The organism is Sphingobacterium sp. JUb56 (genome assembly GCF_014191365.1).
GTDB classification, from domain to species: domain Bacteria; phylum Bacteroidota; class Bacteroidia; order Sphingobacteriales; family Sphingobacteriaceae; genus Sphingobacterium; species Sphingobacterium anhuiense.
The window spans coordinates 3,014,415-3,033,320 of record NZ_JACHWL010000001.1 but is presented as its reverse complement, the minus strand read 5'-3'; the positions used below and the strand labels follow the sequence as shown (position 1 = coordinate 3,033,320).

At 34.2% G+C, this 18,906-nt stretch carries 18 protein-coding genes; 13 read left to right on the top strand and 5 right to left on the bottom strand.

The genetic code is table 11. From position 1 onward, the window contains the following. Positions 1 to 283 precede the first annotated feature (283 nt). On the bottom strand, positions 284 to 544 hold the full coding sequence (locus tag FHR29_RS12890) for a hypothetical protein (RefSeq protein ID WP_183915114.1): 261 nt from the start codon (positions 542 to 544) through the stop codon (positions 284 to 286). Positions 545 to 1,100: 556 nt separating this feature from the next. Between FHR29_RS12890 and FHR29_RS12885 the strand changes: the two genes are divergently transcribed. The 4 genes from FHR29_RS12885 to FHR29_RS12870 all read left to right on the top strand — a co-directional run bounded on the left by FHR29_RS12885 (position 1,101) and on the right by FHR29_RS12870 (position 5,752). Next, complete coding sequence (locus tag FHR29_RS12885) at positions 1,101 to 1,415, top strand: zf-TFIIB domain-containing protein (RefSeq protein ID WP_132843318.1); 315 nt, start codon at positions 1,101 to 1,103, stop codon at positions 1,413 to 1,415. Between the two features lie 382 nt (positions 1,416 to 1,797). Further along, positions 1,798 to 3,114 carry a TolC family protein gene (locus tag FHR29_RS12880; RefSeq protein WP_183915113.1) on the top strand — a complete coding sequence of 439 codons (1,317 nt, stop codon included), beginning with the start codon at positions 1,798 to 1,800 and terminating at the stop codon, positions 3,112 to 3,114. Next, complete coding sequence (locus tag FHR29_RS12875) at positions 3,114 to 4,175, top strand: HlyD family secretion protein (RefSeq protein ID WP_183915111.1); 1,062 nt, start codon at positions 3,114 to 3,116, stop codon at positions 4,173 to 4,175. Before FHR29_RS12880 ends, FHR29_RS12875 begins: the two co-directional genes overlap by 1 nt. Beyond that, entirely contained in the window at positions 4,175 to 5,752 is a 1,578-nt protein-coding gene (locus FHR29_RS12870; RefSeq protein WP_183915109.1) for a beta-carotene 15,15'-monooxygenase, read from the top strand. The genes FHR29_RS12875 and FHR29_RS12870 overlap by 1 nt, the downstream gene beginning before the upstream one ends. 63 nt (positions 5,753 to 5,815) lie before the next feature. Here the strand turns inward: FHR29_RS12870 and FHR29_RS12865 are convergent, their stop codons facing one another. After that, the gene (locus tag FHR29_RS12865; protein ID WP_183915107.1) at positions 5,816 to 6,274 is read right to left on the bottom strand and encodes a MaoC family dehydratase; all 459 of its coding nucleotides are present in this window, start codon (positions 6,272 to 6,274) and stop codon (positions 5,816 to 5,818) included. A gap of 226 nt (positions 6,275 to 6,500) precedes the next feature. Here FHR29_RS12865 and FHR29_RS12860 point away from each other — a divergent pair, with 226 nt between their 5' ends. Next, positions 6,501 to 7,022 (top strand): TlpA disulfide reductase family protein, encoded by a 522-nt coding sequence (locus FHR29_RS12860; RefSeq protein WP_183915105.1) that lies wholly within the window; start codon positions 6,501 to 6,503, stop codon positions 7,020 to 7,022. Between the two features lie 45 nt (positions 7,023 to 7,067). Here FHR29_RS12860 and FHR29_RS12855 read toward each other — a convergent pair whose 3' ends face one another. Beyond that, complete coding sequence (locus FHR29_RS12855) at positions 7,068 to 7,817, bottom strand: isocitrate lyase/phosphoenolpyruvate mutase family protein (protein WP_132772940.1); 750 nt, start codon at positions 7,815 to 7,817, stop codon at positions 7,068 to 7,070. A 71-nt stretch (positions 7,818 to 7,888) separates the two neighbouring features. After that, positions 7,889 to 8,806 carry a DUF4377 domain-containing protein gene (locus tag FHR29_RS12850; RefSeq protein WP_183915103.1) on the bottom strand — a complete coding sequence of 306 codons (918 nt, stop codon included), beginning with the start codon at positions 8,804 to 8,806 and terminating at the stop codon, positions 7,889 to 7,891. 58 nt (positions 8,807 to 8,864) lie between these two features. Here FHR29_RS12850 and FHR29_RS12845 point away from each other — a divergent pair, with 58 nt between their 5' ends. The 4 genes from FHR29_RS12845 to FHR29_RS12830 all read left to right on the top strand — a co-directional run bounded on the left by FHR29_RS12845 (position 8,865) and on the right by FHR29_RS12830 (position 13,989). Next, on the top strand, positions 8,865 to 9,746 hold the full coding sequence (locus FHR29_RS12845; RefSeq protein WP_183915100.1) for a hypothetical protein: 882 nt from the start codon (positions 8,865 to 8,867) through the stop codon (positions 9,744 to 9,746). Positions 9,747 to 9,750: 4 nt separating this feature from the next. Further along, positions 9,751 to 10,590 carry an alpha/beta hydrolase family protein gene (locus FHR29_RS12840; protein WP_183915098.1) on the top strand — a complete coding sequence of 280 codons (840 nt, stop codon included), beginning with the start codon at positions 9,751 to 9,753 and terminating at the stop codon, positions 10,588 to 10,590. A 135-nt stretch (positions 10,591 to 10,725) separates the two neighbouring features. Further along, positions 10,726 to 13,056: a TonB-dependent receptor domain-containing protein gene (locus tag FHR29_RS12835; RefSeq protein ID WP_183915096.1), complete on the top strand. Its 2,331-nt coding sequence runs from the start codon at positions 10,726 to 10,728 to the stop codon at positions 13,054 to 13,056. 111 nt (positions 13,057 to 13,167) lie between these two features. After that, positions 13,168 to 13,989 carry a DUF4249 domain-containing protein gene (locus FHR29_RS12830; RefSeq protein ID WP_232789459.1) on the top strand — a complete coding sequence of 274 codons (822 nt, stop codon included), beginning with the start codon at positions 13,168 to 13,170 and terminating at the stop codon, positions 13,987 to 13,989. Here the strand turns inward: FHR29_RS12830 and FHR29_RS12825 are convergent. Then, entirely contained in the window at positions 13,968 to 14,576 is a 609-nt protein-coding gene (locus FHR29_RS12825; protein ID WP_183915092.1) for a polysaccharide deacetylase family protein, read from the bottom strand. The genes FHR29_RS12830 and FHR29_RS12825 overlap by 22 nt on opposite strands. A 45-nt stretch (positions 14,577 to 14,621) precedes the next feature. Between FHR29_RS12825 and FHR29_RS12820 the strand changes: the two genes are divergently transcribed. The 4 genes from FHR29_RS12820 (at position 14,622) to FHR29_RS12805 (ending at position 18,882) form a co-directional block, all read left to right on the top strand. Then, positions 14,622 to 15,992: a TolC family protein gene (locus tag FHR29_RS12820; RefSeq protein ID WP_183915090.1), complete on the top strand. Its 1,371-nt coding sequence runs from the start codon at positions 14,622 to 14,624 to the stop codon at positions 15,990 to 15,992. 20 nt (positions 15,993 to 16,012) lie between these two features. Further along, on the top strand, positions 16,013 to 17,314 hold the full coding sequence (locus FHR29_RS12815) for an efflux RND transporter periplasmic adaptor subunit (protein ID WP_183915088.1): 1,302 nt from the start codon (positions 16,013 to 16,015) through the stop codon (positions 17,312 to 17,314). A gap of 90 nt (positions 17,315 to 17,404) precedes the next feature. Beyond that, entirely contained in the window at positions 17,405 to 18,349 is a 945-nt protein-coding gene (locus FHR29_RS12810) for a ComEA family DNA-binding protein (protein WP_183915086.1), read from the top strand. Between the two features lie 2 nt (positions 18,350 to 18,351). Beyond that, on the top strand, positions 18,352 to 18,882 hold the full coding sequence (locus FHR29_RS12805) for an adenine phosphoribosyltransferase (RefSeq protein ID WP_132843339.1): 531 nt from the start codon (positions 18,352 to 18,354) through the stop codon (positions 18,880 to 18,882). Positions 18,883 to 18,906 lie beyond the last annotated feature (24 nt).

Genomic DNA, 18,906 nt, shown 5'->3' with positions numbered 1-18,906 from the left:
ATGATATGTCTACTTCATCAAAAATCAAATCTGTTTCTGTAATTGTACAAGGTGTTTTCTTTGCTATTCTTATGATTTATCTAATTTTTCAAGAGAAATAAGCTTATTTAATTATTATAAAAAACTGCTGTTAAATCAGCAATTGATGTGTAGTTCCGTCCTTGATATTCAGCCTGACCCAAAATCAATATTTGATTTACCTTTCCCTTGTACAGATCAATTTTGCGCTTTTTAGCTCTCTTGTTACAGAGCTTTCTTTTAATAGAGTAGGGGATCGCTATGTTCATCGTTGTTTATAAAGAATTACTTCCGCACAATAAAGAGAATGGTTCATTCCTATGAGATCATCAATAAGAGACTCACGGATGATTTCGCTAATGAACCGAGGTTCGGGTTTTACAAAACCTTGAATTGTTTTTTTGTCTGCTGATTTTCTGTTTTCTTCAGAAATCATTTTCATCCATTCATTATATCCATTAGGATCATTAGGATTCCAATCTAAAGGGTAGATTGATTTTTCGATAAGTAATTTGTCAAGCTTCATAATTTTGACGTTAAATAATAAAACCTGATCAGGTTTAGAGGAGTGCAGCCTCCGCCCCCGATCAGGCTTAAAATTTCTTTAGATATTTGCTCAGCTTCTGCACTTCTGAACTATCGACAGTTCAAAGGTGAATAATTAACTTAAGTAATCCAAATGGATTACTTGATATTTTTGTAAACATTTGTGTTACAAAGAATTAATTTACAAATAGTTTACAGTGTTGTTTTGTTTATGTTGTAATGTATTGAAAGGTAGGTGTTTGTTTCAATTGGATGATTAATTGGATACATTAATCATGTTGCAAAGATATGCTTTATTTCTCTCTTTTTTTAGAACATTTTTAAAGGTATTGTAAAGTAAAAGACATGTTATTCTTGAAATTTTGATAACGATATAAAAATATCAATGACACTAAATGCAGCGGATAACTGCTATTTTTATATCAAAATGAAATATCCTGTTAAATAATGTGAAATGTCGGACATCGTTGCTAGAACACAACCTTAATTTCAGTAAATTGCTATTTAATTAATTGAAAAATTAGAAATAGAAAAATATGAAATGTCCAAATTGCAACGAAACTTTATTGATGACAGAGCGTCATCAGGTTGAAATTGATTATTGCCCTATTTGTAGAGGTGTCTGGTTGGATAAAGGAGAACTTGATAAGCTGATGTCTTATGCCGCTGAGCAAAACAAAGTATCTTCAAATACTTATGAAGATCGATCGCTCCGTACAGAGCATAGCAATAGGGAAAGATCCGATTATCGTGAACATTACCGTGAGGGTCACCGTGATGACCATAATAAACATCAACAATATCCTAAAAAGAAGAAATCATTTCTTTCAGATTTCTTTGATTTTGATTAAAATCTGTTCTTAAATTATAACTGTTTTATTATAGCCAGCCAAGGAATAAGTTAGGTTTTTACGGTTGGGTCTGGCTAAAAAATATATGATACCATAAGGAAAAGGTCTGCTGAATACATTACCGTTATTCAGTAGACCTTTTTTACGTCATATGGGCTTTATATTAGAAAAAAAGACAATATGACTTGTAAATATATTTCTATTATAGAATTTAATTTTCATTAGCAGAATTATTATGTTTTTATAACGTGTCTTAATTGAGTTGTTTGGTATATCATTTATTTGATTTTGTCTTTTATGCATAATATATTGGCAATTGTGAAGAAATTATTTATCCAAATAGTCTCTATGTTTGCAACGCAAAATTTTTATAAAAACGAAAGTGATATTTATTACCAGCATGGTAAAGCAGGTGCTAACAATTGGGTTGTTGTTATCTGCTATTTCAGAAGTACAGGCTTCTGATACGTTACGAACATCTTTAGAAGATATAATCAGTAAGGCATTGCTGAATTCCAAGCAAATAGAAACGTCCTATTTGCAGATTGAAGAAAGTAAATTGGCGATCCAGCAACAGCGAATGGAATTACTCCCCGAAATTTCGTTACACGGTGCTGCCAGTTATGCGACCAATATGCCAGTTTATGATCATGGACTATTGAACAAACCAAGTCAACACGATGTCATTCATTATTTATATGATACGGGAATTGACTTTTATCTAAATCTTTACAATGGGCATAAAGATTTAATGAAAATCGAATCCCGAAAACTGGAACAGGAGCTTGCTTCTATTGCTTGGGTAAATGATAAAGCACGTATTAAATTGGATGTCTGTAATCTCTTCTTAGATCTAGAAAGATCTTATATGGATAAAACCCTAATTGAATCAGATATTGTCGATCAGAAAGCACAGTTAAAAGAGATAAAAAATTTATATACTTCGGGTGTTTTACTCCACAGTGATGTATTGCGTATGGAACTGGAACTTTCTAAACGCGAACTGTTGCTGGTTCAAATTGACCATGATATTCAAGCATTCAATCAGAGATTAAATTTCATTATTGGTGGCGATGCCACAATCGTTCCAGTGCTACATGATTTTATAGTAAAGGTTGATAGTTATGATGAATCCTGGGCTTTTGCTAAACACCATGCTTTTGTGTTGCAGCAGTCTGAGCAGGAAGTAAAAATTAAACAGTTGGCAATTAAACAATCTAAAGCAAATTATCTACCTGAACTTGGTTTTGCCGGTAATTTTACCTTTGCCAATCCACAGATATTTCTATACCCATATAATGATAGTTGGTATAATTTAGGAATTGTCGGTCTCAAATTGAAGATCCCAATTTCAGCTGTTTATCGGAATAAAAATCTCGTAAGAATTGCGCAAGTTGCATTGGATAGAGAAGAAGTAAAGCACCATCTAGAAGAAGAGAATATGCAACATCAACTTTTACAAGCACATCTGGATTATAAATTAGCTTGCGTACAACAAGATGTTTGCCTGAAGAATGCAGGTCTTGCCAAAGAAAATGCGCGTATTATCAAAAACCGTTATTTTAAATCATCAGCTCTTGTCACAGATCTGTTAGACGCAGACATGGAGCACCTAAAAACATTATTTGAACTCGAAACTGCTAAAATAGCAATACAAAAACACTATTATTTTATTGAATTCTTAAAAGGTACTATTTAATGAAACCCAAATCTCGTTGGTCATTGACCGATGCTAAGTTGACAAAATTAACAAACTGGATCGCAGCTCTTGTCCTATGTGCATTATTGTTCTGGGGAGGACGCACATTATGGATTCGGTTAAACTATGCTTACACAAATGATGCCCAGGTATCGCGATATATCAATCCTATTATCTCCCGAGTGGGAGGGTATATTGTCTCTGTGCATTACCACGATCATCAATTTGTAAAACGTGGTGATACGTTGCTGATTATTGATCAACGTGAATATAAATACGAGGCCGATCAAGCTAATGCTTCTGTATATAAAGAGCATGCTGAAATGAACGTATTGAGCAGTCAGAAGCAGATCTTGATGGAGGAGCACGAATCTTTAAGGAAATCTATTGCCGCCAATGAGGCTAGGGTAACGAAGCAACAGCTCGAGTATGACCGATATAAATTTCTTTACGAAGAAAAATCTGCCACAGCCCAGCAAATGGAAGATGTCAAAGCGACTTTAGACGTTTATAAAAGTGAATTGGCTGCACTTCAGCATAAATTGGAAGCTTCGCAAGAGCGGGTGAGAGATGTCGAAGTACAAAAAACAGTAGTCAGTGCAGAAAAGAATAGACTATCTGCGGCTGCTGGGAGAAAAAATCTGGATGTAGGATACACAGTGGTTCGTGCTCCTTATGACGGTATGATCGGTAAACGGAGTATTGAAGAGGGGCAGATGGTCAATGCTGGTGAAGTATTGGGATTTATTGTTAATGCTGAGACACCGACTTGGGTGACTGCAAATTTTAAAGAAACCCAATTGCGCTATCTGCGTATTCAAGATTCGGTAGAGGTGATCGCTGATGCTTATCCCGATCAAGTCTTTAAAGGGAAAATTATTTCAATTTCCCCTGCCACAGGCTCTTCTTTTTCTTTATTACCTCCCGATAATGCAACTGGAAACTTTGTTAAAATAGTCCAACGTGTTCCAGTGCGAATTGAATTGGAAAAGAAGCAGGGTGAACAAATTTTGCGTTCCGGCATGAACGTAAATGTATCTGTTGCTAAAAATAAAAAGTAGTGAGAGAGATATTTAAGGAATGGGTTCCGGAATGGTTGATTAAGCTAATATTATTTAGCTGCTTAATGCCGAGTATGGTATTATTCTTTTTGCCTGGAGCCAATATTCAAGTTACTGCAGGTTATTATGGCAGTCAGCCCAGTGATGTTCAGTTTTTGATAATTCTATTCTATGCCGGATTTGTTGGCTTTTATATCTTAGAAAGACGTTTCTTCCTCTTTTTTCCAGTAAAGCAGTATTATGTTATATTCAATTTATTACAGATACTGAATTGTTTTCTGATGTATCGAATTACGGATATTACCTGGGTCTATGGATTGCGCTTTCTGCAGGGAATGTTATTTGCCAGTGCGGTAAACCTATCCATATCGATGATTTTTTCAAGGTTAAATAGTGAACGAGCTAAGGAGGTAAGCTATTCTATCTTCTTCGGAATGTTGCTCTGCAGCTCCCCCTTCAATAGTTTTGTAACTGCAGAGTTTATTGATTACTTTAATTTCGATGTATTATACCTCTATGCTGCATTAGCCTTTATGCCGGGCTTATTAATGATACTGCTTTCGATGAAATCAATACGTCATATTAGGCCTTATCCTTTGTTTTCACTAGACTGGCCAAGTAGTATCTATTTTAGTGGTGTCATCATTGCCTTTGGTTACATGATGGTGTATGGACAAGAAGTGTATTGGTTTTCAGATCAGCATATGCAGGTTGCATTGTTGTTGGGAATCGCTTTGTTGATTTGCTTTATCATCCGTCAGTTGATTTTAAAACGCGTGTATGTTGATATTTCCATTTTTAAAAATCGACGCTTACTTTTAGGGTTATTGATCCTTTTTATGATGTATATCGAACGATTTTCGCTTTCCGTGTCCAATCAATATTTTTCTCAGGTTTTAAAATTAGATCCGATCCATTTATCCTATGTGCAATGGTTTAATATTTTAGGAATTATTATGGGGGTGTTATTTTCCATGTACTGGATTATTGCCCATAAAGCAGTCAAGTCGATCTGGATATTAGGTTATTGTTTTTTATTGAGTTTCCATCAGGTGATGTTTTTTTCTTTTGAAAGCGAAGGGAATGATTATTATTTCTGGATTCCTTTATGGCTCCACGGATTTGGGGTTGGATTGATCATGGTCCCAACTATTTTATTTACAATAGCGAGTGTAAAGTCACATTTGGCCGTTTCTGCGGCAGCGGTTTGTCTGGCTATACGGTATTTGGGATACACCAGTAGTATCGGTTTACAAAATTTCTTCAAATTATTTGACACCAATCAACATCAGATGGTTTTTCAAGACTATCTGCAGCAGAATAATATCATATTACAGCGTTATTTTGAAAAAGAAAGTGCAACGTTGCTGAAAAATGGTCTTCAGTTTCATGAACATGCAACAGCAGTCAAATTGGTGACAGAACGTGTCAAAAATCAGGCTTTTGTACGTTTTGCTATGGATTATTATGAATTGATGTCACTCATCAGCATTAGTATTTTGATTGTTATTTTTTTATCTCCGTCGCTTAAAAGTATGTATAAAAAACTTAAGCGGAATATGGTATCTCCCGCTTAGCTTTTCTTAAATATACAAAGCATCCATGTCCAATTATATGAACATGGATGCTTTGTATATTTACTACATGAAGTGATAAAGGAATATAACATCACCTACATATGCAGGTTTAGCATTATCTTTAATCAATAATGTAGCTTCGATAATAACTTTTATAACACCCCTTAAATTGTTCACAGATTTTACTTTTGCTTGCAACTGAACTTCACTATCAACTAAAACAGCTTGACCAAATTTTAGATTTTCAATACCGTAATTAATCTCCATTTTTACATTTCTAACCTCAGCAATCTGCTTCCAAAGGTAAGGAATGAGTGAAAGCGTTAAGTATCCATGAGCAATAGTAGATTTGAAAGGTCCTTCGGATTCGGCTTTTTCTTTATCGACGTGAATCCATTGATGGTCTAGAGTAGCATCAGCAAAACTGTTGATCTGTTGCTGATCAATTTTGTGCCATTCTGATAATCCCAAAAGCTTTCCTTCATAGGATTTATAATCTTCGTAATTGTTTATTGTAAGCATATTTGTTTGATATGTTAGTTGTAAGCTGATTATTTTTGATCATGTATCAGTTTGTTTAAATGAATATAGCGATTATATATTAAAATAAGATTAACATTTTAAGGAATATAGCAAAGGGTTATCTTTTGTTTTATTAATCTTTTGATTGTGAGGTTAGTATTTAGTTAGGCCTATCATAAAAGTTGATAAAAAATTCTATTTTTGAGATTGGACTACGGGTGATGTTATGCGAGTTTGTAAAAAAAATATAGGATGGTTAATTTCGGTGATCGGATTATTCTGTTTCTCCTTTATTGTTTCCATCAATATAAAAGATTATTCAGCAAGATTGCAGCAAGATTATGATGTTTTATTTGAAAATAGTGATGGTGAAGATATCAATTTAAGCAATCTGAAAGGCAAGGTTGTTGTGATCAATTATTGGGCAAAATGGTGTATACCCTGTTTAGCTGAGATGCCGGGACTGAATCAACTATATCTCGACATGAGGGAAAATAGGAATATCATTTTCATGGCAGTAGATATGGACGGCAATGCAGTTAAAGGAGGAAATTTTATGAAAAAAAGAAAGTATAGTATTCCAGTATACCGTATTAAAACAGAGCTACCATTGGATCTGCAAACGAAATCTATACCAACAACAATTATTCTGGATAGAAAAGGGGTACTGGTAAATAAACATGTAGGGGGAATGAACTTTAAGTCAACTAAATTTAAAGAAGCATTACAGCAGTTGAGTGAGGAGTAAAATTATAAAAGCCATTTTACTAAGATAAATGGCTTTTATAAAATATCATTTAGGAAGTTTTGGATTGGCCAAAAAATCATGAAATAGTTTCGTATTTTGAGCGACTAAATATTCGTAAATTTTTGCACCATGGCTCAGTCTTTTCACACCTAGTTCTGCTAATACAGCGGGTTTTGCGAGTTTATCCGTTAGAAATAAATTAAGCGGTAAACGTGTTGAATTAACAATTTTTTCAATATCTGTTTTACTTTCTGCTAGTGGTACAAATAAACCATCGGCACCTGCCTCTTCATAAATTTTAGCTCTTTTAATGGTTTCTTCGAGCGCATTTTCATGCTTAGTGGTAAAGGTATCAATTCTAGCATTGATAAATATGTTTTTAGTGCTCGATTTAATGGCTTCAATTTTTTCTGTTAAAATACCTGTTTTACCAAGCTTGCGTCCAGACTTAACCACCTTTCCGTCCTCCAAATTGATTCCTACAACGCCCATTTCAGAAAGCTGTGTTACATATTTGGCAACTTCAAATGGGTTGTCTGAATAACCAGATTCAAAATCGACAGAAACAGGTATTTTTACGGATTTCACTATTCTTTCGACGACAAATAATAACTCATTCACAGGTATTTGCTCTCCATCGGCATAGCCAAGTGAATTAGCAATTGCATGACTGGAGGTACCTAAGGCCTGAAATCCGGCAGAGGCCGCTATTTTAGCACTATGTGCATCCCAGACATTTCCTAAAATCAGCAAGTTACTCTGCTGATGCAGTTTTGTGAATTTTGTATATGACATAATTTCGATCTTTTTATTGTAAAACACATCATCCTACATATTTGTTTTTGTAAAGAGCATATATTGAAGACTTATTTTTCTGTCAGGCCGAAAATAGCAACGTGTTTATTTTTAATATACAGATTAAACGTCTGCTCCGCTATATCGTAATGAAGTTCCCTATTTTCAAGGACTTGATATAAGTCAGATTCAATATTATCACCCATACATGCCCGCATTGTGGTTCCTATATTTGGAAATTCAATCGTATTACTAGTTATGATAAATGGTCCAAAGAAATTATTACAGCTCGAGTTTCCTGATATCCGGCCCTTTTCAGCATCAAAAAGTAGGTGAGCATTATATTTAGCTACATCTTTTCCATTTAAACTAATCAATTTCCACTTATGTCTTGATAAGAATACTGCTGCTGTTGGTAAAGACCTTTTGTTTTTACTTGCTGTTTTCGTCACAATTTTTACAAGATCATAGTGATAAGCTGAAGCATCTTGTGGCGGATTTTCGATTTTGGTACGCTTCACTATTAATTTATAAATATAACCTTCTTCGTAATCAAATCCGTTTATATGACTGTGAAAATATTCCCAATCATCTTTGGGAGTAGACCTCACCTGTAGGCACTTCATTTGTCCTACACCCTGGCAGTCTACCCATTTATCATTAATTTCTAAGATTATTTTCTCCGAGTTTACCTGAGATTTTTGTACTGTATTCAGGAGAGTATAACGATAACTAGGTTTATTAGGAACTGAATTTGCTACTTTTGTTCTTCTAATTCGCAGTTCATAACTATAATTGGGATCGTAGGAGAAAGATTCTATTTTAGCATAAAAAGGTTCCCAATCTGCACTATTATAATATTTTACCTGCAATGCCTGCTCTTTCTGGATACCACTTTTCATTTTAATTGTAAAATCATTTGTTTGCGCCAAAGATGTTAAACTAAATGCTGTAAGAGGTAAACAGAGTAGAGTTGAAAATTTGATCATATGCTTCATTTGTAAATAGAAAACGTTGTTTGATTAAAAAATATTGTATTTTTAACGCATGAACCTATTAAACAAAGTTATTGTTTTTTCCTTTTTGTTTTTACAATTTCATATTGCATTTACCCAAACCAGTAAACCTCTTTTTAAATCGCAGGTAGCGTTAGGTGAGATTTCTGATAAGAAATTAAATGAATTGTCTGGAATTATCAGTGCGAAACAATCATCCTGTTTTTGGGTGCACAATGATAGTGGAGATGAGGCGCGGATTTATTTGATCGATAAGAAATGTAGGTTGTTATGTACATATGAACTGGAATCCGTTGCTGTAAAGGACTGTGAAGATATCGCGCGTGTGATCATCAATGGAAATTCATTTTTAATTTTGGCAGATATTGGTGATAATAAGGCTGAACGTGAAAATATTAAACTTCACATATTTCCTGAACCAACATATCAGCAAGAAGATACGCTAATTCATATTCCGAAGAAAACAATCCGTACCGTTACGTTGCGATATAAGAATGGACCTCGAGATGCAGAAGCTTTATTTGTTGATCCCGTAGATCATCAGCTTTATGTGATTTCGAAAAGAGATTTTCAATCAACAGTTTATAGCGCTTCAATATTTAATAATGTGAAAAAGAATTTCAGCCTATTGACACCGGTTCAAACATTGCCATTTACTTTTACAACTTCCGCAAATATCAGTCCTACAGGTAGTGCGATATTAATTAAAAACTTAACGCAAATATTTTATTGGACTAGAAATCGGACTGAGTCAATTGAACAGGTTTTGTCTAGGAAACCCACATTAATTCCTTATCAGATTGAACCGCAAGGGGAAGCTATTACTTTTGGATTAAACGGAGAAGGATTTTATACCATCAGTGAACGTCCGTTTGGACTTAAATCATCACTTTATTTTTTTGAAAAATTATAATACAATGAACATGAAACTCAAATATTTGTTAGTGGCACTATTTTTTTTATTTCTTTTTAAAGGTCATGCCGCAATTGTAGATACATTAACGATCAATAGTAAAAGTATGCTAAAGGGAATAAAGGCTGTCGTAGTCCTTCCTGAAAAATATGAGAAGAAAAATCAATATCCCGTGCTTTATCTACTTCATGGTTTTGGTGGCCGTTATGATAATTGGGTAAATAATGTTCCTGCTGTAAAAAAGCTTGTTGATAACTATCAATACATAGTTGTCTGTCCTGATGGAGGATTTGATAGCTGGTATTGGGACGTAAAAGGTGATCAAAATTATCAGTATGATACTTTTGTTAGTCAAGAATTAATAACTCACATTGATGCTAATTATTCAACAAAGAAAGATCGATCAGGACGAGCAATAACAGGATTGAGCATGGGAGGACATGGAGCCATGACATTAGCGCTTAATCATCAGGATATATACGGTGCCGCCGGAAGTACCTCTGGTGGATTGGATATTCGTCCTTTTCCTATGAATTGGAATATCAAAAGTAGAATCGGTAGCTATGTGACTCATCCTGTTGAATGGGAAAACAAATCAGTTATCAATCTGGTTCATTTGCTTGAACCCAATAAACTGGATCTGATCATAGATTGTGGTAAGGAAGATTTTTTCTATAAAGTAAATCTGGCAATTCATGATAAATTAGATTACAACAATATTCCACATACATTCATTACCCGGTCAGGTGCCCATAACTGGGATTATTGGTCTAAATCAATCATTTATCAGATGGCATTTTTCAATGAGTTCTTTATAAAAAAAGATACTTTTGTAAAAAATTAATAAATAATTGGCTATTATGAATAAATGATTTAATTTTGTTTTCCAAAATCTTTATTAATTAATTATAAACTTATGACACAAAGCCTTGCTAACCACAAGGCTTTTTTTATCTTTGGTAAACACTAAATCAAAATAATGTTACGATCTCTTAGACCTGCCTTCTTTGTCTTATTCTTTTTATTTTTTTCTCAAATTTTTGCTCAAGGCAAATTTCAATATTCTGGATACATTAAGAATGCCGCAAATGGCGAAACCCTTATTGGAGCTGTGATTCGAGATTTGAATTCTAGTCAAATTGCTAGAACAAATAATTATGGTTTCTACTCCATTCAGTTGCCGGCTGGAAGTCAGACTATTGCAGTATCCTATGTTGGCTTTGATGAAAAAAATTTTAATCTGCAGATTGAGCGGGATAGTGTACTCAATATTGATATGACCCCTGGAGGAAGAAAGCTGGAAGAAGTTGTGGTATCAGGAAGACGTAAGATCGGTAATGTATCTGGTGTGCAAACCGGTTTGGTCAAATTAGAAATAAAAGATATTAAAAATATTCCCGTTGTTTTTGGAGAGCAGGACGTTTTAAAAACAATTCAATTGCTACCAGGAGTGACAAGTGGAGGAGAGGGTAGCAGTTCTTTTTATGTGCGTGGCGGTGGAGGTGATCAGAACTTAATACTACTGGATGAAGCAGCGGTATATAATGCGTCACATTTATTTGGTTTTTTCTCTACATTTAATTCTGATGCGATTAAAGATGTAAATTTCTATAAAGGTGGTATGCCGGCACATTTTGGAGGTAAGGTTTCCTCCGTTATGGACATCAGTATGATTGATGGAAATAACAAAGAGTTTGGTGTAGAAGGAGGTGTGGGCTTAATCGCATCTAGACTTAAAGTGGAAGGACCTATAGTAAAAGACAAAGGGTCTTTTATGATTAGTGGGCGTCGAACTTATGCCGATTTATTTCTTAAATTATCGAAGGATGAAGATGTCAACAAAAGCAAATTGTTTTTCTATGACCTGAATGCTAAAGTAAATTATCGTTTTGATAATAAGAATTCCTTGTTTCTATCTGGTTACTTTGGAAAAGATGCAATGGCTTATAGTGATTTGTTTGATTTTAATTGGGGTAATGCGACTGGTACGATACGCTGGAATCACGTTTGGACTAATAAGCTCTTTAGTAACACGACATTTATCTATAGCGATTTTAATTACAACGTGAATATTGAAGATAATTCAAACTTCAAAATCACTTCAAAGATTGAAAATTTAAATTTTAAACAAGATTTTCAATATTATCCTAATAATGATCATCAGATCCGGTTTGGAGTTCAAGCATCTGTTCAGACAATTCGTCCTGCCAGTCTTTTTGGGGGAGAGGGATCCGCAGTAAACACAATTGAGATCGAACCAAGAAAAGGGTTGGAGACGGCTGTTTACGTGTCAGATGAATGGTCTATATCAGATAAATTTAAAGCATTGTACGGTATACGTGTTAATAACTATAGTATGTTAGGGCCAGGTACAATCTATAGTTTTGATGCCGATGGAAATGCCACAGAGAAAACTATTTATGAGAAAAATCAGATAATTCAAAATTACCTCACTGTAGAACCACGATTGTCATTAAATTATATGTTCAATGACAATCAAAGTATAAAGGCATCCTTAAATCGTAATTCTCAAAACTTGCATCAGCTGACGAATACAACATCAAGCCTTCCAACAGATCAATTTGTTTTAAGTTCCAATAATATCAAACCACAGTTAGCAAATCAAGTATCACTAGGTTATTTTCAGAATTTTGAAAATGCAAAATATGAAGCTTCGGTAGAAGCTTATTACAAAGATCTGCAAAACCAGATTGATTTTAAGAATGGTGCTGACTTACAGGCAAACGAAATGTTGGATGGAGAATTATTATTCGGTAAAGGAAGAGCTTATGGCGTAGAATGGTTTGTGAAAAAAAATAAAGGAAAATTAACAGGATGGTTGAGCTATACGCTATCGAAAAGTGAGCGTCAATTTGATCAGATTAATAATGGAGCATGGTTCAATGCCAGACAAGATAAAACTCATAATGTCGCTTTAGTAGCAATGTATAAGCTGACAGATAAATGGACTTTGGGCTCTACATTTGTTTACTACACAGGTGATGCGGTTACTTTTCCTTCTGGAAAATATCAGGTAGACGGTAAAACCTTGTTTTATTATACAGATCGCAATAGTTATCGGATGCCTAATTATCACCGTCTTGATGTATCTGCAACTTACGATCCAGGTGCCAAGCTTAATAAAAGGTATTCCTCATCGTGGTCTTTTGGGCTATATAATGCATACAACAGAAAAAACGCGTACTTAATTGATTTTAGAGAGAATGAGGATAATGCTAATATTACGGAGGCTTATCGAATCGCTTTATTCGGTATAATTCCTTCTGTGACCTGGAATTTTAAATTTTAATGATTTTAAAAGTAAGATACTGATAGGTACTCAAGAAGTTAAATCATCAAAACAAACATTAGCGTGCTGATCTATAAAAACTGATTATTAATGAATAAATAAATTATTGTGATGAATATAAAAACTGTTTTTAATTGTATCGTGTTGGTAACGGCCGTATTTTTAAGTTCATGTGAAGATAAAATAGATTTAGAGTTAGATGCTGTAGTCGGTAAATATGTTATTGTCGGAGATCTGCATAATGCAAATGTATCACAAATCATCTCCATTAATCGTGTTGTCGACTTTTCGAATACATCACCTAACGATCCGGTGCTAGGGGCGCATGTGCAGGTAACAAATATGAGCAGTGGCCGTTCTTATCAATTTGCTGATAGGAATAATGGTAGCTATATCATTGATAGAATGACTCTCAAAGAAGGTGATCGATATGCCTTATCAGTTACAATGTCTGATGGAAGCCATTTTGAGTCAACCTGTATTATGCCTAAATATGTAGCTGTAGATTCCATCGGTTTAGTTCGTAAAAAAAGATTTAATGATGAATATATATATGCTTCATTTGGTTTTAATGATCCGGCTAATCAAGAAAACTATTACAAGTATAAGTTGAAATTGAATGATGAGGAATTCAAATTTAGCGATGTATTTAGTGATAAATTTAATGATGGATTATTTGTTGAGCATGAAATAAGTAATGAAGATGAAGACATAAAAGTTGGAGACGAAATTCAAGTTTTGAGACAATGTATCGCCAAGGATGTATACACATATTGGTCCAATATTAAAGGGTTAAACCCAGGTTCTGCAGCTCCCTCGAATCCGATATCTAATATATCTAATGGTGCACTTGGATATTTTAGTGTTAGTAGTGCACAATACTATGAACTAAAAGTACTGGAAAAAGCAAATCATAACACTTCGAATCGGTAGTTTTTTTCTAATAGATAAGCTATAGTTTTAGGAAGTGCATATTCTACACGAGGTATTGCTTTTATGTTGTCGTGAAAAACGATAATTGATCCATTTTCGGTATTTTTAATTGCATTTTTTAAACATTGTTCGGGCGAAAGTGAGAGGTCAAAATCACCAGTTAGAACATCCCACATGATAATTTCATATGCAGAATAGAGTTCTTTTAATTGAGATTTTTTAGCTCTTCCATATGGAGGGCGAAATAGCTTACTTTTGGTAAGCTCTTGACACTGTCGGATGTTTTCGAGATACTTAGCATCGTCAGTTTTCCAGCCTTTTAAATGATTGTAAGTATGATTTCCGACTTGATGGCCTTCAGACAAAATTCTTTCGAATAAATGTGGATTTTTTTTAATATTTTCACCTACGCAAAAAAAAGTCGCTTTGATGTTGTACTGTTTTAAAGTATCTAAAACAAATGGAGTTAATTCCGGAATAGGACCATCATCAAAAGTGAGGTAAATTTTGTTTTCTTTCCTTGATTTATTCCAGATTGATTTTGGATATAATAATTTAAGAAAGAAAGGTGCTTTAACGAGATACATACATTTTTATTTTAGCAAAAATATTAAAACTATTAGGTTCTTACTATGGACGATAGAAAAAATTATAAGAAAATGGCTTTTATGACCATCATGTTTTCCTTGATGGGGTATGCGGGGTTTGGACAAGGACAAATAACCGTAGAGGAAGCTATTCGAATTACTTTAGAAAGAAACCTGCAGGTCAAGCAGGCTAGTTTAAATAAAGATTTAGCGGCGCAGGACGTCTATCAGGCAAAATCCAATTTGTATCCCGATTTGAGCCTAGGTGTGAATCAGCGATTTAATAATGGATTTGCATTTGACCAAGTATCGGGTACTGTGATCACAGGAAATGAATGGACGAGGACATCTAGCGCTTCTGTGAGTTCTAATGTAACCATTTTTCAAGGTTTTCAGAAGATCAACCAAATCAAAGCTAATAAATTACTATTAGAGTCGTCCGCTACGCAAATTGAAAAGATAAAATATGATTTGATGTTATCTGTATTGGTTAATTATTTGGAAGCAATCACAAACAGTGAATTGACGATTGCGAGCCAACAGCAGATTCTTTTATCCAAAGAGCAGGTGAAAAATGATTCCATCCAATTTCAAGTAGGTAATAAAACTTTGGCAGATCTTTCTCAATCTAAAAATCAAGTTGCCACGGATGAGCTTAATTTGGTCAATGCTAGAAATGCCTATGAATCTTCTTTATTGACATTGAAACAATTGATGGAGATGTCTCCACAAGCAGAGTTGAAATTGGTTAAACCAGAAGTAGAAGCGGTGGACTATGTGCTAGGTCAATATTCGGCAGTTAATGTCTTTGAAAAAGCTAAAAGTTTCAATCCAGAGGTAAAGAAGGCTCAATTAGATAAGGAAGTAGCATTAAAACAAATTGATATTGCCAAAGGAGGCTATTATCCTTCTCTTTCATTAGGAGTGAGTTATGGTACCAATTATTCTTCCAAAGGAAGAAATTTAATTACCGGAGATTATCTTCCTTTTGGTGACCAGTTTAATCAAAATAAATCATTTGGGGCAGGACTGACTTTGTCGGTACCAATTTTTGACAATAATAAAAACCGAATAAATGTATCAAAAGCTAAGATTAATCTAGAATTGGCAGAAACCAGTCAACAGCTTTTAGAAACAAATTTAAATAAAACCGTTAATCAGGCTGTTTTAGACCTTTCTGCCGCAGCACAGCGTTATCAATCTAGTTTAGCTGCTTTTAGTAGTGCGACAGATGCATTTCAAGTGATCAAAGAACGCTATGATATAGGTATGGCGAATGGTATTGAACTGTTTACCGCACAAACAAATAGAAATAAAGCTGAATTTGATTTAATCCAAGCAAAGTATAATATGATCTTTAAAGATAAAATAATTGATTATTATGTTGGAAATCCAATTAAATTTGATATTAAATAACCCCTTAATGAAAATCTGAAATGGCTAAAAAGAAAAGTAAATTACCAAAAATCATATTAATAAGTGCAGTTGTTCTATTAATATTGGTTTTAGTTGGCAGCAAATTGGGATGGTTCGGAAAAGGGGATATCGTTAAAGTTGCTGTAGATCCTGTAAAGGAAATGAATATCAATGAGCTGGTTTCTGCAAGTGGTAAAATTCAACCAGAATTTGAAGTTAAATTGAGTTCTGAGGTATCTGGTGAAGTTGTGGAACTAAATATTAAAGAAGGTGATTTAGTGAAAAAGGGACAAGTTCTCTGTCGTATAAAACCTGATATCTTGCAATCGGGTTATGAACGGTCTATTGCGACTTTGAATTCTCAGAAAGCAAATCTGGCAGCTGCACAACAACAATTAAAACAGCAACAAGCTAATTTTAGTAATGTTGAAGCAACTTACAAGAGAAATCTTGAATTGTTTAACAAAAGAGTAATCTCAGCAGCTGAAATGGACAAAAGCTCGGCAGAATACTACTCAACTTTAGCAGCTATTGAAGCACAAAGACAGACTGTATTATCTACGAAATTTGGTATAGACCAATCTCAAGCAACTGTCAAAGAAGCAAAAGATAATTTAGATCGTACTACAATTTATTCGCCAAGTGACGGTGTCGTGTCATTATTATCTATTGAGTTAGGCGAGCGTGTTGTTGGAACGGCACAGATGGCGGGTACAGAAATCATGCGTATTGCCAATATGGACGCTATGGAGGTCAATGTAGATGTGAATGAAAATGATATTAATCGTGTCCGTGTAGGAAACGAAGCAGAGATTGAAGTTGACGCTTATCAAGATCGTAAATTTAAAGGTATCGTTACTGAAATTGCTTCTTCATCTAAAAATATTGCTACAGTGACTGCTGGTTCATCAACCGAGCAGGTTACAAACTTTAATGTCAAAGTGCGTATACAATTGAGCTCTTATGAGGATTTAATTAAGGAGAATAGTGCCTCTCCTTTTAAACCAGGTTTATCTGCAACAGTACAGATCTTTACTAAACATCAGAAGGGGTTGGCTATTCCGATACAATCTGTTACCATAAGAAATGGTACAGGAGCAGATAGTTTAAGCACAGACAGTTTGAAAGAATATGTATTTGTCTTTAACAATGGACTGGTTAAACAAACCGTTGTGAAAACAGGCATTCAGGACGATAAAAATATTATAATTTTATCGGGTCTTAAAAAAGGTGATGAGGTTGTCTCAAGGCCATTTGATGCTATTTCTAAAACTTTAAAGAACGATAGTAAAGTAGAAAAAGTTGATAAAAATAGTTTATAACGTATTTTGATGTAGTATTTATCTGGTTTTCAGATTATTTAGTTTTGTTTTATTTAAATTTTATGTATTTTAAATGAAAACTAAATTATTGTGCTACGTCAGTTTTTTAAATACTTCAAGTTCTCAAGAATTGAACAGAATGGATTCTTTGTACTGAGTATATTGATGCTATTCCTGTTCAGTTTTCCTTTTATAGCCAATTTTTTTAGTAAATCCGACTTAAATTTAGAAAGTTACAATATTCAGGCTTTTACATCTGTTGAAAATGATACAACAGGTGTTGGTCAATCGAATGATTATCGGTCTTTAGGGGATCATAGGGATAAAGATACTTATGATAAAGGGGGTGAAGGTAGTTTATTTCGATTTGATCCCAATCGTTTGGATAAAGCAGGCTGGATAAAACTGGGATTGAAAGAGAAACAGGTTCAGGTTATACTCAATTATAGAGAAAAAGGAGGCCGATTTTATAAAAAGGAAGATTTAGCTAAGATCTATTCTATCTCTCCGGCTAAATTTAAGCAATTGGAAAATTATATTGAAATTGCACCAACGACAGTTAAAAATCAGGTTCAAAATATAGAAAAAAATAGTGCAGGTTGGTTTACAAATAATGCTGAAAATAAATTAAAACCATTAGAGGTCGAGATAAACAATGCGGATACTACTGCTTTTATAGCGCTAAGAGGTATCGGTTCAACTTTTGCCAAAAGGATTGTGAAATATAGAGAGTCTCTGGGTGGCTTTGTATCTGTTGATCAGATTAAAGAGATTTATGGGCTGCCTGTTGAAACATTTGATGCCATACTTCCTTTTCTAAAGATTAGTCCTCATCATGCAGTTTCAAAATTAACAATTAACGAGCTGGATGTAAAGTCTTTGTCTAAACATCCTTATATTAGTTTTAAGCAAGGTACTGCAATCGTCAATTACAGAAATCAACATGGTCATTTTCGTAATTTGGAAGATTTAAAAAAGGTCATCTTATTAGATGATGATTTTTTGCGTAAACTTGCTCCGTATTTAATCTTTTAAAGATGCTTGAAGAAAAATTAAAACATATTATTCGGGATGTATATGATTTCCCTAAACCTGGAATTGTTTTTAAGGATATTACACCGTTACTGCAAAATGCGCAGCTGTGTGAAGAGATGGTTGATGCTTTTGTAGAACAGGTAAAGGATTGTAAACTTGATGCTGTTGCTGGTATTGAGAGCAGAGGTTTTCTGTTTGGAATGATGTTGGCCAATCGTTTGAAGATTCCTTTTGTTCCCATCCGTAAGCAGGGCAAATTACCCTTTCATACAATTTCAGAGTCTTATGCTCTTGAATATGGGCAGGCGACTATAGAAATGCATGAAGATGCCTTTCCAAAAGGTAGTAGAATCCTGATCCATGATGACTTGCTGGCTACAGGTGGCACTGTAGTGGCTGCAAGTAAATTGATTGAAAAATTAGGTGGTGAAATAGCTGGATATTGTTTTGTCATCAGCCTAGATTTTTTAAATAGCCAGGGAAGATTAACCCGGTTTAGTCCCCATGTTTTTTCATTAGCACATTATAAATAATTTAATTTATAAAAACCCTCAACA